The sequence below is a fragment of the Streptomyces adelaidensis genome, assembly GCF_016598475.1.
Classification (GTDB): domain Bacteria; phylum Actinomycetota; class Actinomycetes; order Streptomycetales; family Streptomycetaceae; genus Streptomyces; species Streptomyces adelaidensis.
This window is the reverse complement of the sequence record NZ_JAEMUX010000022.1, coordinates 84,488-97,918: the sequence shown is the minus strand read 5'-3', so window position 1 is coordinate 97,918 and position 13,431 is coordinate 84,488. Positions and strand designations below refer to the sequence as shown.

Sequence of the window (13,431 nt, the reverse complement as noted above, 5' to 3'; positions counted from 1 at the left end):
TTGCGGCTCCGCCGCGCGGGCGCGAGCAACCACACCCAGCCCGCAGCCGCCGAGCAAACAGACCCACCCGAGCTATCAGGCGCCCCGGTCCGCCCAAGCCCCGCGCTAGCGGTCCGCGTCGAGCGGCTCCAGTTCCTCGTCCTCATCAAGCTCGGGGTCGAGACCGAGGCCGACCTCGTCATCGAGATCGTCGTCATCCGGCTCGTCGTCGAAGACGGCACTGACATCGAACCGACAGACGACCCGCTGCGGATCCACCTGCTCGAAGGGCGCCTCCAGCCACTCCCCCGGCTCCGCCGAATCCTCCGCGGCGGTCACCCAGAGCGTGGAGTCCCCTTCCTCCAACCCGAACTCCTTGTGCCGGGAAGCGATCTCGTCCGCCTCGAACTCCCCGAACAGCACCCCCAACGCCCCATGCACCGTGCCCGCCACCTGCTCCGCCGCCGCAGGCGACTCCGCGGCCTCCACCCGCTGGGCCTGTGCCAGCAGCCGCTGCGGCTCGGCCACCGTGTAGTCCCGGCGGATCAGCACGCTGAGCGCGCTGGGCTCCTCGGGGCCGGTGTACGGCAGCACCTCCTCGGTGCCGGGGATCTCGAAGGGAGTGACCTCGTCGTAGCGGTCGTAGAGCAGTTCGTCGTACTCCTCGGCGGCCGCGGCCAGCTCGTTGAACGCTTCGTAGACGGCCGGGTCGTCCTCCCCCGACCGGCGTTCGACCGCGGCCAGGTGGCGGTCGAGCGCGGTCTTGACCGCCTCGGCGGCGGCGCGTACCTCGGCAGCGGTGGGCTGCGCAGCATCAGACATAGTGCAGACGCTATCCGTACCGGGCCCCAGCCCGCACAATAGATACCGATGCCGGAATACGAATTTGTCGACGTGTACGTACCGCGCGGGGTCTCCCGCAAGGACGCCACACGCCAGCTGACGGACCATGCCGAGTACGGACACTGGGAGTTGGACCGACTGAGCCTGCTGCGCGACGGCAGCCGCAGGGTGCGGTTGCGCCGACGGATCATCCGACAGGTGCGCGCCACGTGGTGAGTGGGCAGAACAAAACGGAGCGGGCCCCGCTGGTGCGGGGCCCGCTCCGTTTCTGTCCGTCCGTTCAGGTCCGCCGGCCCGGTTACAGAGCGGCGGCGCGTGCCTTGCGGTAGATCAGGGCGCCCCCGAGCAGTGCGCCCGCGCCCATCGGAAGGGCGAGCCCCAGCGGCAGGTCGCCGCCGGTGTGGGCGAGCTGTGCGGCGCCGCCGGGCGGGGTGAGGGCCTGCGTCTTCTGGTTGTTGGTGTCACCGCCGGGGACCTCGCCACCGGGGTTGCCCGGTTCACCGGGCTGACCCGGCTTGCCCGGCTGACCCGGCTTGCCCGGCTGACCCGGCTTCCCGGGCTGCTGCGGCGACGTCTCCTCGGAGTCGGCCGGCGGGTTCTGCGGGCCGCCACCCGGGTTCTCGTGCGCCCCTCCGCCGCCCGAGTTCCCGCAGTCGTTGCCCGTGACCCCGTTGCCGAGTCCGACGACGCTGACGCTGTTGCCGCACGCGTTGACCGGCACGTCCACCGGAACCTGCGCGTTGTTCCCGGAGCCCACACCCGGCGAGTCACTCGCGTGACCGTCGGCCTGGGGATCACCGTACGAACCCGAACCGCCGCCGTGGTGGCCGCCGCCTCCGCCGTTGACACACTCGTTGTCCGCGGCCATATTGCCGACGCCGACCACATTGACACTGTTGCCGCACGCGTTGACCGGCACATCCACCGGAACCTGCACATTGTTCCCGGAAGCCACACCCGGCGAGTCACTCGCGTGACCGCCGGCCTGGGGATCACCGTACGAACCCGAACCGCCGCCGTGGTGGCCGCCGCCTCCGCCGTTGACACACTCGTTGTCCGCGGCCATATTGCCGACGCCGACCACATTGACACTGTTGCCGCACGCGTTGACCGGCACATCCACCGGAACCTGCACATTGTTCCCGGAAGCCACACCCGGCGAATCACTCGCGTGACCGCCGGCCTGGGCGCCACCGCCGGACCCCGAACCACCGCGTGCGTGCTTGCCGCCGCCTCCGCCGTTGGCACACTTGTTGCCCGCCGCCGGGTTGAGCAGCCCGACCACGCTCACGGTGTTGCCGCAGACGTTGACCTCGGCCTCCACCGGCGCCTGCACGGTGTTGCCGGAGAGCACGCCGGGCGAATTGGTGGCGGAGCCCTGCGCGCCGGAGTCGGCGTGCGCGTAACCGCCGGCGGCGGCGAACACCCCGGACGCGGCCGCCACCGTCAAGATGCTTTTGCGGGTGACCTGTCGCATTGCTGAATTACCTGCCTTAACCCTATGTTTCTGATCTTTCGAGCCTTGTCGGGAGACCAGTCGGCCCCGGAGTGCATGGCGCGCACTCCGGGGCCGACGGTTATCTCAGACCCTCACCGGGTGAGGCACAACGTCACTTGTTGATGCAGGTGTTGCCGAAGGCGGGGTTCAGCAGCCCGATCACCGAGATCGTGTTGCCGCACACGTTCACGGGGACGTGAACCGGCACCTGGACGACGTTGCCGGACGCGACACCCGGGGAGTGCACGGCGGCACCCTGGGCGCCGGCGTCGGCGACGGCCAGACCCGCACCCGCGAGCACCAGACCACCGGTGGCAGCCGCAGCAGCGACGACCTTCTTGATCATTATTCCTCCTTGTAGGCAAAGTGACCCCAAGTAGCGAGTCACACCACCTGTAACGAGGAGGGAGTAATGAAGCTACGAGCTTATGGTCCGATTCACCCGACCCGGTCGGTCTTCGTACGCGCTCCCGATTACTGGAGTCTCGTTTCAGCACGCATTTCCGGACAGAACAAAGCCGGTTCAGGATCGGTCGAGGCCGGACAGTGACCCGTCGCGCACCGTCAGGACGCGTCGATGAAACGGTCGAGCACGCGCACACCGAACTTCAGGCCATCCACCGGCACCCTTTCGTCGACGCCGTGGAACATGCCCGCGAAGTCCAGCTCCGGCGGCAGCTTGAGCGGCGCGAACCCGAAGCCGCGAATACCGAGGTCGTCGAAGGACTTGGCGTCCGTACCGCCGGAGAGCATGTATGGCACCGCCTTCGCGATCGGGTCCTCGGCGATCAGCGCGGACTGCATGGCGTCCACGAGTGCCCCGTCGAAGGAGGTTTCCAGTGCCTTGTCGGAGTGCACGTCCTCGCGCCGCACCTTCGGACCGAGGATCTTGTCGAGGTCGGCGAGGAACTCCTCCTCGAACCCGGGCAGGAACCGCCCGTCGACGTGCGCGGTGGCCTCGCCGGGGATGACGTTGACCTTGTAGCCCGCGCCGAGCTGGGTGGGGTTGGCGGTGTTGCTGAGGGTCGCGCCGATCAGCTTGGCGATGCCGCCGAGCCTGGCGAGGGTGCCCTCCATGTTCTCCGGGTCCAGATCCGTGCCGAGCGCGTCGCCGAGTTCGTCGAGGAAGGCCCGGGTGGTCTTGGTGACCCGCACCGGGAACTGGTGGCGGCCGAGCCGTGCGACGGCCTCCGACAGTTCGGTGATGGCGTTGTCCCGGTGGATCATCGACCCGTGCCCGGCGGTGCCGGCCACGGTCAGCTTCATCCAGTGCATGCCCTTCTCGGCCGTCTGGATCAGATAGAGCCGCCGCCGCTCGCTCACGGTGAACGAGAACCCGCCGACCTCGCTGATCGCCTCGGTGACGCCCTCGAAGAGACCGGGGTGGTTCTTGACAAGATGCTTCGCGCCGTACGTGCCGCCGGCCTCCTCGTCCGCGAGGAAGGCGAGCACGATGTCGCGCGGGGGCTTGCGGCCGCTGCGCAGCCGGTCGCGCACGACCGCCAGCGTCATCGCGTCCATGTCCTTCATGTCGACCGCGCCCCGGCCCCACACACAGCCGTCCGCGACCTCGCCGGAGAAGGGGTGGTGGGTCCAGTCCGCCGCGTTGGCCGGTACGACGTCGGTGTGGCCGTGGATGAGCAGCGCGGGCCGGGACGGGTCCTCGCCCTCGATCCGGGCCACCGTGGAGGCGCGGCCCGGGTGCGACTCGAAGATCTTCGGTTCGAGACCCACCTCGGCGAGCTTCTCGGCGACGTACTCGGCGGCCTTGCGCTCGCCGGGGCCCGAGTTGTCGCCGAAGTTGCTGGTGTCGATCTGGATCAGCTCGCGGCAGAGGTCGACGACCTCGTCCTCGCCGGTCACGCGCCTGCCCGTGTCCGTCTCGCTCACGCTGCTTCCTCCCGCTGTCGCTGCTGATGGTTCCCCCTCATCCTCCTCCTGCCCCGCCCCCCGCCCCAAGACCGGGACCGGCCCGTCACAAGCCGTTCACGCCCGGCTGCCGAGGGAACGGGGTGTGATCGAGGGCCCCGGAAAGCCTGGTAATGTTTTCTCCGTCGCCGCGAGGGAAACCCCGCACGACAGACACCTTGTCCGGGTGGCGGAATGGCAGACGCGCTAGCTTGAGGTGCTAGTGCCCTTTATCGGGCGTGGGGGTTCAAGTCCCCCCTCGGACACACAGTGGCGAAGGCCGCGACCAACAGGTCGCGGCCTTCGCGCGTTAATGCCGACGAATGTGGGAGACGTCTCTCCGGGCGAGGAAAACCCCAGGTCACGGCGGGCGTCGCCACCCCTGTGGGTCGCCCGGCGGATGCCTCCGCTTGGTCGGCACGACAGGCCGTAGTCACCCGAGCACTAGAGTATTGGGCTTGTTCGGTGCCGATACGGAAATATCCCCAGGCAGACCTGCGGGTCCGTCGGTGCCCCCGGATGGTCCGGGTTCGAGAGGCGAGGATCCGATGGCCGCCGTATACGAAAGTCCTGACCTCGCGCTGCTCGACGGAGAGCTGACGGAGGGACTCGACGGGGCGGCTCGTTTCTCGGCGGGGCCGGCGGCCTCGCCCCGCACACTCGTCGACGTCTTCGAGGCGACCGTACGGTCATGTCCCGACGAGCCCGCGCTGGACGACGGGCACCGCAGGCTCACGTATCGTGCGCTGGCCGTCGAGGTCGAGAACCTGCGGCGGAAGCTGGCCGGGGCGGGGGTCGGGCTCGGCGACCGGGTCGGGGTGCGGGTGCCGTCGGGGACCAATGATCTGTATGTGGCGATCCTCGCGGTGCTGGCCGCCGGGGCCGCCTATGTGCCGGTGGACGCCGAGGACCCCGATGAGCGGGCCGAGCTGGTGTTCGGGGAGGCGGAGGTGCGGGCGGTCGTCGGGGCCGGGCACGGGTTCACCGTCGCCGAGAGGTCCGACTCCCCCGCCGCGCGGCCCGGCATCGAGCACGACGCGTGGATCATCTTCACCTCCGGGTCGACCGGGAAGCCCAAGGGTGTGGCCGTGAGCCACCGCAGCGCCGCCGCGTTCGTGGACGCCGAGGCGGAGCTGTTCCTCACCGAGGAGCCGATCGGGCCCGGGGACCGGGTGATGGCCGGTCTTTCGGTGGCCTTCGACGCCTCCTGCGAGGAGATGTGGCTGGCCTGGCGGTACGGGGCCTGTCTGGTGCCGGTGCCGCGCTCCCAGGTCAGGAGCGGTGCCGACCTCGGGCCCTGGCTGGTCGAGCAGGACATCAGCGTCGTGTCGACCGTGCCGACGCTGGCCGCGCTGTGGGAGCCCGAGACGCTCAACGACGTACGGCTGCTGATCTTCGGTGGTGAGGCCTGCCCGCCGGAGCTGGCGCAGCGGCTGGTGACGGAGGGGCGCGAGGTCTGGAACACGTACGGGCCGACCGAGGCGACTGTGGTCGCCTGTGCCTCGCTCATGTCCGGTGCGGAACCCATTCGGATCGGGCTGCCGCTCGACGGGTGGGAGCTGGCCGTCGTCGACGAGGCCGGGGAGCCGGTGCCGATGGGCGGCAGTGGACAGCTCGTGATCGGCGGGGTCGGGCTCGCGCGCTATCTGGATGCCGAGAAGGACGCGGAGAAGTACGCGCCGCTGGAGTCGCTGGGCTGGGAGCGGGCCTACCGCAGTGGTGACCTGGTGAAGGCCGAGCCCGAGGGGCTGGTCTTCCTCGGGCGGGCCGACGAACAGATCAAGCTCGGTGGGCGGCGGATCGAGCTCGGGGAGGTCGACGCCGCGTTGCAGGCGCTGCCCGGGGTCGCGGGCGCCGCGGCCGCCGTACGCACCGCGCGGAGCGGGAATCAGCTGCTCGTCGGGTATGTGGTCACCCAGGACGGGTGGGACCAGGCGGCGGCCGTCGAGAAGTTGCGGGCCGGGCTGCCGGCTGCGTTGGTGCCGTTGCTGGCGCCGGTGACGGAGCTGCCGACCCGCACGTCGGGGAAGGTCGACCGGGACGCGCTGCCGTGGCCGCTGGCGGAGCTTGAGACGAGCGGGCCCGCCGAGCAGTTGTACGGGACCGAGGCGTGGCTGGCCGAACAGTGGGCCGAGGTGCTGGGCATCCCGGTCGGCGGCGCGGCCGACGACTTCTTCGCGATCGGCGGGGGCAGCCTGGCCGCCGCCCAGCTGACGACGCGGTTGCGCACCCGGTATCCGAGCGTCGCCGTGGTGGACATCTACCAGCGGCCCACCCTGCGGAAGCTGGCCCGGTATCTGGAGGAGTCGGGCGGGGAGGAGGGTCCCCGGCGGACGGTGGCACCCGTGCCGGTGCGCGCGGGGGTCGTCCAGGTGCTGCTCCTCGTCCCGCTGTTCACCCTGCTCGGGCTGCGGTGGATCGTCCCGCTGGCTGCGGTCGGGAATCTGCTCACGCCGTACGCCTGGCTGCCGACCGCGCCCTGGTGGGCCGTCGCGGCCGGGGCGGTGCTGTTCTTCAGCCCGCCGGGGCGGCTCGCGATCGCGGCCGGCGGGGCGCGGCTGCTGCTGCGCGGGGTCGGGCCAGGCCGGTATCCGCGCGGCGGGAGCGTGCATCTGCGGCTGTGGGCGGCCGAGCGGTTGGCCGAGTTCAGCGGGGCGACGTCGCTGACCGGGGCCTGGCTGGAGCGGTACGCGCGGGCGCTGGGCGCCAAGGTCGGGGCCGATGTCGATCTGCACGCGTTGCCGCCGGTGACCGGGATGCTCAAGCTCGGGCGGGGCGCGGCCGTGGAGTCCGAGGTGGACCTGTGCGGGTACTGGCTCGACGGGGACCGGCTGGAGATCGGGCCCGTCAAGGTGGGCGCCGGTGCGGTGGTCGGGACGCGGAGCATGCTGTTGCCGGGGGCCAGGGTCGGCAAGCGTGCCGAGGTGGCGCCGGGGTCGGCGGTCGCCGGGCAGATCCCGACCGGGCAGCGCTGGGCGGGGGCGCCGGCGGTCAAGCTGGGCAAGGCGAAGCGGAACTGGCCCGAGGAGCGGCCGCGGCGGGGCCTGTTGTGGCGGGCGTCGTACGGCGTGAGCGGGGTCGGGCTGACCGCGCTGCCGCTGCTGGCCCTGGTGGCCGCGCTGGCTGTGGTGAGCCTGTTCGTGGACCCGGCTGCCGGGCTCGGTGAGGCGCTGCGGGATGCGGTGCTCGGGCTGGTGCCCGCCACGCTGGCGTTCGGGGCGGTGTACGCGCTGCTGCTGCTCGTCGCCGTACGGCTGCTGAGTCTGCGGCTGCGGGAGGGTGCGCATCCCACGCACAGCCGGGTCGGGTGGCAGGCGTGGACGGTGACGCAGCTGATGGACCGGTCGCGGCAGACGCTGTTCCCGCTGTACGCCGGGCTGGTGACGCCGGTGTGGCTGCGGCTGCTCGGCATGCGGATCGGGCGGGGCGCGGAGGTGTCGACCGTGTTGGCGCTGCCGAGTCTGACGACGGTCGGGGACGGGGCGTTCCTCGCGGACGACACGCTGACCGCGCCGTACGAGCTGGGCGGTGGCTGGCTGCGGATCGGGCGGGCGGAGATCGGGCGGCGGGCGTTCCTCGGGAACTCCGGGATGACCGCGCCGGGGCGTTCCGTGCCGGACGGCGGTCTGGTGGGTGTGCTGTCGGCGACGCCGAAGAAGGCCAAGAAGGGCAGTTCGTATCTGGGGCTGCCGCCGGTGAAACTGCCCCGGTCGGCGGCCGGCGGCGACCAGAGCCTGACGTACGAGCCGTCCGCGGGGCTGCTGTGGGCGCGGGCCCTGGTGGAGCTGTGCCGGATCGTGCCGGTGTTCTGCTCGGCGGGCCTCGCGCTGCTGACCGTGGCGGCGCTGAGCGCGCTGGGCGGCTGGGCCTGGCTGCTCGGCGGGGTCGTGCTGCTGGGTGCGGGGGCGGTCGGAGGTGTGCTGTCGATCGTCGCGAAGTGGCTCCTCGTGGGGCGGCACCGCAGTGGTGAGCATCCGCTGTGGAGCGGTTTCGTGTGGCGCAACGAGCTGGCGGACACCTTCGTGGAGGTGCTGGCCGTGCCGTGGCTGGCCGGGTCGGTGCCCGGTACGCCGGTGCTGAACCTGTGGCTGCGCGGGCTGGGCGCGAGGATCGGCGAGGGGGTGTGGCTGGAGAGCTACTGGCTGCCCGAGACGGATCTCGTCACGCTGGGCGACGGGGCCACGGTGAATCGGGGGTGCGTGCTGCAGACCCACCTCTTCCACGACCGGATCTTGCGGACGGATACTGTTGAACTCCGTGAGGGCGCCACACTGGGCCCGGGCGGAATCGTCCTGCCCGGCAGTGTGGTCGGGGCCCGTACCACCCTGGGTCCGGCGTCGCTGGTCATGGCAGCGGAGTCCGTTCCCGACGACACCCGGTGGCTGGGCAACCCGATCGAAGCATGGCGCCGATAGGCGCTTTCGCCGCTTCGGGGGACGATGGACGTCGTACGAGTGCGGAGCGGGGAGCAGAAGCGGCAGTGGCGGTTCAGCAGACAGTGGGTCCGGACCCGTATTTCCCGGCGAACGGTGATTCCCGTTACCGGGTGCATCGGTACGAGCTGGCTGTGGATTACCGCCCGGGTCCGAACCGGCTGGCCGGCACCGCGCGGCTCAACGCCATAGCGGGCCGGGCCTCGGTCGCCGAGTTCCAGCTGAACCTGGCCGACTTCAAGATCGGCCGGGTCCGGGTGGACGGCCGGGTGCCGCACTACACCCATCGGGGCGGCAGGCTGCGTATCCGCCCCGCCAAGCCGATCCGGGCGGGGGCCGCGTTCACCGTCGAGGTCCACTGGTCGGGCAATCCCAAGCCGGTGAACAGCCCCTGGGGCGGGCTCGGTTGGGAGGAGCTGACCGACGGGGCGCTGGTGGCGAGCCAGCCGGTCGGGGCGCCGTCCTGGTATCCGTGCAACGACCGGCCCGCCGACAAGGCGTCGTACCAGATATCGATCACGACGCCGTCGGCGTACCAGGTGGTGGCGGGCGGGCGGATGCTCACCCGTACGGCGAAGGCGTCCACGACGACCTGGGTGTACGAGCAGGCGGCGCCGACGTCGAGCTATCTGGTCGGGCTGTCGATCGGCAAGTACCAGACGGTGCTGCTGGGCGACCCGCGTCCCGGTGGCGTGCCGCAGCACGGGCACATCCCGGCGCAGCTGCTTGCGGAGTTCTCGCGGGACTTCGCGCGGCAGCCGGCCATGATGGAGCTGTTCGAGGAGCTGTTCGGGCCGTACCCGTTCGGTGAGTACGCGGTGGTGGTGACCGAGGAGGAGCTCGATGTCCCGGTCGAGGCACAGGGGTTGTCGCTGTTCGGCGCCAACCATGTGGACGGGGCACGGGGTTCGGAGCGGCTCGTCGCGCACGAGCTGGCCCACCAGTGGTTCGGCAACAGTGTGTCCATCGCCGACTGGCGGCACATCTGGCTGAACGAGGGGTTCGCCAAGTACTCCGAGTGGCTGTGGTCGGAGCGCTCGGGCGGCCGTACGGCTCAGCAACTGGCCGCCGCCGCGCACCGGAAGCTCTCCGCGCTCCCCCAGGATCTGCGGCTGGCCGATCCCGGCCGCAAACTGATGTTCGATGACCGCCTCTACGAGCGCGGCGGTCTGACCGTGCACGCCGTGCGCTGTGCCCTCGGCGACGACGCCTTCTTCCGTATGCTGCGCGGCTGGGCGACCGTGCACCGTGGTGGCGCCGTCACGACGACGGCGTTCACCGCGCATGCCGGGCGGTTCGCGGACGGTCCGCTGGACGGCCTGTTCCGGGCGTGGCTGCACGAGACCGCGCTGCCGCCGCTGCCGTCCCCCTCGGGCGGCGCCCTCCCGGCACGGCCGCCGTATCCGCCCACGAACGCGGGTTCCGCGTAGCCGCGGAGCCTGGGGCGGGCACAATGGCAGCCATGTCGTCGCGCCGCAGCAGCTCCAGGACCAGGTCGAAGAGCCGTTCGACGAACCCTTCGCCCGCTTCGCAGGCTCCTCGCACCTGCCCCTGCGGGCTGCCCGAGGCGTACGAGGCCTGCTGCGGCCGCTACCTCTCCATCGGCGCCGCCGCCGCGCCGACCGCCGAGGCCCTGATGCGGTCCCGCTACAGCGCCTTCGTGGTCCACGACGAGGCGTACCTCCTGCGCACCTGGCATCCCCGGACACGGCCCGTCGGCGTCGACTTCGACACGACCATGCGCTGGACCGGCCTCGACATCCTCGACACCCACGCCGGCACGCCCTTCCACACCACCGGAACGGTCACCTTCCGCGCCTCCTTCCGGGGCGGCTCGATGCATGAACGGAGCCGGTTCGAGCGGGTGGACGGGGCCTGGGTCTACGTGGACGGGGAGTTCCTGGCTTAGGTCAACCGGAGGCCGTGAAGTGGCCGTTGGGGGCCAGGATGTCCAGTTCCTGGAGGGCGCCCTCGGTGATCTCGCGGGTCAGCTCTTCGGCTCGGGGGGCGTCGTGTTCGCGGATGGCTTCGGCGACCTGGACGTGGAGGGTCACGGCGGCGGGGTCGGGGTCGTCGAACATGACGGCGTGGTGAGTGCGGCCGGCGAGGACTTCTTCGACGACGTCGCCGAGGCGGGCGAACATCTCGTTGCCGGAGGCGTTGAGGATCAGGCGGTGGAAGGCCACGTCGTGGTGGAGGTAGCCCTCCAGCTTGTGGCCGCGTGAGTGGGCGACCATGCCGATCGCGCACTCCGTGATCTCGGCGCACTGCTCGGCCGTGGCGTGGCGCGCGGCGAGGCCCGCGGCGATCGGCTCCACGGCGGAGCGCAGGACGGTCAGTGAGCGGAGCTGGCGGGGGCGGTCGGCGCCGGCCAGCCGCCAGCGGATGACCTGGGGGTCGTAGACGTTCCATTCGGCGGCCGGGCGGACGATCACGCCGACGCGGCGGCGGGACTCGACCAGGTGCATGGACTCCAGCACGCGCACCGCCTCCCGCATCACCGAGCGGGACACCTCGAAGGTCTGGGCGAGTTCGTCCGTGCGCAGCACGCTTCCCGGCGGGTACTCGCCCGCGGTGATCGCCGGTCCGAGGGTCTCCAGTACTCGGCCGTGCAGCCCTCGGCCCGGTGTGCTCATGGGGTCAGGGTACGAGGAGGGGAGCGGGAACAAAAAGTCAGACTTATTTGGGTCAGGGGCTTGAATTAGTCGTATCTAATGGGTTTCAGTGTCGTCGACGTCGGGTGACGTCTCAGATGTCGACGAAGACGGTGAGGTAGCGATGCGTACCCCCCATGTCGTCGTGGTGATGGGCGTGGCAGGCACCGGGAAGACCACCATCGGTCCCCTGCTCGCGGCCCGGCTCGGCGTTCCGTACGCCGAGGGCGACGACTTCCACCCCGAGGCCAACATCGCCAAGATGTCGGCCGGGACTCCGCTGGACGACACGGACCGGTGGCCGTGGCTGGACGCCATCGGCGCGTGGGCCCACGGCCGGGACGGGCTCGGCGGGGTGGTCAGCTGCTCGGCGCTCAAGCGCGCCTACCGGGACCGGCTGCGGGCGGCCGCGCCCGGGATCGTCTTCGTGCACCTCTCCGGCGACCGCACGCTCGTCGAGGACCGGATGTCCCACCGGCAGGGGCACTTCATGCCCACCGCGCTGCTCGACTCACAGTTCGCCACGCTGCAACCGCTGGAGGCGGACGAGGCGGGTGTCTCGGTCGGTGTCTCGGGCGAGCCCACGGAGATCGCCGAGCGGGCGGTCGCCGCGCTGCGAGGCCTCGACCGGGTGTCGTAGGCCTCCTGTCTCTTCCAGCTCCTCCTTCTCACCAACTCCCCCCTTCCACACAAGGATTCATTCACCGTGACCAGACTCAACGTCGAGATGCTGGCAGCGGACCCCGTCGAGCCGATCACCTCGGCGGTCCACGCTCATCTGGGCATCGCCGTCCTGGCGGGCATCGCCGTCATCGTCCTGCTCATCACCAGGTTCAAGGTGCATGCCTTCCTGGCGCTGACCATCGGCTCGCTCGCGCTGGGCGCGTTCGCCGGGGCGCCGCTCGACAAGGCGATCGTCAGCTTCACCACCGGACTCGGGTCGACCGTGGCCGGAGTGGGCGTCCTCATCGCGCTGGGCGCGATCCTCGGCAAGCTGCTGGCGGACTCCGGGGGCGCCGACCAGGTCGTCGACACGATCCTCGCGAGGGCGAGCGGACGGGCGATGCCGTGGGCGATGGTGCTGATCGCCTCCGTGATCGGGCTGCCGCTGTTCTTCGAGGTCGGGATCGTGCTGCTGATCCCGGTGGTGCTGATGGTCGCCAAGCGCGGCAACTACTCGCTGATGCGCATCGGCATCCCGGCCCTCGCCGGTCTGTCCGTCATGCACGGGCTGATCCCGCCGCACCCCGGCCCGCTGGTCGCGATCGACGCGGTGAACGCCAACCTGGGCGTCACGCTGGCGCTCGGCCTGGTCGTCGCGATACCGACCGTGATCATCGCCGGGCCGCTGTTCTCGAAGTACGCGGCCCGCTGGGTGGACGTGCCGGTGCCCGAGCGCATGGTTGCGGTGCGGGCCTCGGAGGAGCTGGAGAAGCGGCCCGGGTTCGGCGCCACCATCGCAACCGTGCTGCTGCCGGTGGTGCTGATGCTGGCCAAGGCGCTGGTCGACATCATCGTGGACGACCCCGAGAACATGGTCCAGCGGGTCTTCGACGTCGCCGGCTCACCGCTGATCGCGCTGCTCGCGGCCGTCATCGTGGGCATGTTCACGCTGGGCCGGGCGGCCGGGTTCAGCAAGGGGCGGCTGTCCTCGACGGTCGAGACCTCCCTCGCGCCGATCGCCGGGATCCTGCTGATCGTCGGTGCCGGTGGCGGGTTCAAGCAGACCCTCATCGACTCCGGTGTCGGACAGATGATCCTGGAGATCTCCGAGGACTGGTCGATCCCCGCACTCGTCCTGGCCTGGCTGATCGCGGTGGCGATCCGGCTCGCGACGGGTTCGGCCACGGTCGCCACGATCTCGGCGGCCGGGCTGGTCGCCCCCCTCGCCGCGGACATGTCGACCACCCACACGGCCCTGCTCGTCCTCGCCATCGGCGCCGGCTCGCTCTTCTTCAGCCATGTCAACGACGCCGGGTTCTGGATGGTCAAGGAGTACTTCGGGATGAGCGTCGGGCAGACCATCAAGACCTGGTCGGTGATGGAGACGATCATCTCCGTGGTGGCGGGGGCGATCGTGCTGCTGCTGTCCTTGATCATTTAGGAGCGGGAGAGG

General features: G+C 70.8%; 11 protein-coding genes and 1 tRNA gene. 7 read left to right on the top strand and 5 right to left on the bottom strand.

Translation table 11 applies throughout. The annotated features are described in order from the left end of the window. Positions 1-105 precede the first annotated feature (105 nt). The gene (locus tag I8N67_RS15560) at positions 106-801 is read right to left on the bottom strand and encodes a hypothetical protein (RefSeq protein WP_200303690.1); all 696 of its coding nucleotides are present in this window, start codon (positions 799-801) and stop codon (positions 106-108) included. Positions 802-849: 48 nt separating this feature from the next. Between I8N67_RS15560 and I8N67_RS15555 the strand changes: the two genes are divergently transcribed. Beyond that, complete coding sequence (locus tag I8N67_RS15555) at positions 850-1,038, top strand: DUF5703 family protein (RefSeq protein WP_200303689.1); 189 nt, start codon at positions 850-852, stop codon at positions 1,036-1,038. 82 nt (positions 1,039-1,120) lie between these two features. On the opposite strand, the gene I8N67_RS44210 is transcribed toward I8N67_RS15555, so the two are convergent. From I8N67_RS44210 to I8N67_RS15540, 3 genes are all read right to left on the bottom strand, one after another. Beyond that, positions 1,121-2,299 carry a chaplin gene (locus tag I8N67_RS44210; RefSeq protein ID WP_200303688.1) on the bottom strand — a complete coding sequence of 393 codons (1,179 nt, stop codon included), beginning with the start codon at positions 2,297-2,299 and terminating at the stop codon, positions 1,121-1,123. A gap of 133 nt (positions 2,300-2,432) precedes the next feature. Next, positions 2,433-2,666 carry a chaplin ChpH gene (gene chpH, locus I8N67_RS15545; protein WP_200303687.1) on the bottom strand — a complete coding sequence of 78 codons (234 nt, stop codon included), beginning with the start codon at positions 2,664-2,666 and terminating at the stop codon, positions 2,433-2,435. A gap of 218 nt (positions 2,667-2,884) precedes the next feature. After that, on the bottom strand, positions 2,885-4,210 hold the full coding sequence (locus tag I8N67_RS15540; protein WP_200303686.1) for a M20/M25/M40 family metallo-hydrolase: 1,326 nt from the start codon (positions 4,208-4,210) through the stop codon (positions 2,885-2,887). A gap of 199 nt (positions 4,211-4,409) precedes the next feature. On the opposite strand from I8N67_RS15540, the gene I8N67_RS15535 reads away from it, so the two are divergent. The 4 genes from I8N67_RS15535 to I8N67_RS15520 all read left to right on the top strand — a co-directional run bounded on the left by I8N67_RS15535 (position 4,410) and on the right by I8N67_RS15520 (position 10,570). Then, positions 4,410-4,494: transfer RNA gene (locus I8N67_RS15535), tRNA-Leu, on the top strand. 282 nt (positions 4,495-4,776) lie between these two features. Continuing rightward, the gene (locus I8N67_RS15530; RefSeq protein ID WP_200303685.1) at positions 4,777-8,643 is read left to right on the top strand and encodes a Pls/PosA family non-ribosomal peptide synthetase; all 3,867 of its coding nucleotides are present in this window, start codon (positions 4,777-4,779) and stop codon (positions 8,641-8,643) included. 65 nt (positions 8,644-8,708) lie between these two features. Next, the gene (locus I8N67_RS15525) at positions 8,709-10,091 is read left to right on the top strand and encodes a M1 family metallopeptidase (protein ID WP_200303684.1); all 1,383 of its coding nucleotides are present in this window, start codon (positions 8,709-8,711) and stop codon (positions 10,089-10,091) included. Positions 10,092-10,123: 32 nt separating this feature from the next. After that, the gene (locus tag I8N67_RS15520) at positions 10,124-10,570 is read left to right on the top strand and encodes a YchJ family protein (protein WP_200303683.1); all 447 of its coding nucleotides are present in this window, start codon (positions 10,124-10,126) and stop codon (positions 10,568-10,570) included. A 1-nt stretch (position 10,571) separates the two neighbouring features. Here I8N67_RS15520 and I8N67_RS15515 read toward each other — a convergent pair whose 3' ends face one another. Continuing rightward, positions 10,572-11,297: a FadR/GntR family transcriptional regulator gene (locus tag I8N67_RS15515; protein WP_200303682.1), complete on the bottom strand. Its 726-nt coding sequence runs from the start codon at positions 11,295-11,297 to the stop codon at positions 10,572-10,574. A gap of 142 nt (positions 11,298-11,439) precedes the next feature. On the opposite strand from I8N67_RS15515, the gene I8N67_RS15510 reads away from it, so the two are divergent. Both I8N67_RS15510 and I8N67_RS15505 read left to right on the top strand, forming a co-directional pair. Next, positions 11,440-11,955, top strand: coding sequence for a gluconokinase (locus I8N67_RS15510; protein WP_200303681.1), 516 nt, complete (start codon positions 11,440-11,442; stop codon positions 11,953-11,955). Between the two features lie 66 nt (positions 11,956-12,021). Further along, on the top strand, positions 12,022-13,419 hold the full coding sequence (locus I8N67_RS15505) for a GntT/GntP/DsdX family permease (RefSeq protein ID WP_200303680.1): 1,398 nt from the start codon (positions 12,022-12,024) through the stop codon (positions 13,417-13,419). The last annotated feature ends 12 nt before the right edge of the window (positions 13,420-13,431 follow it).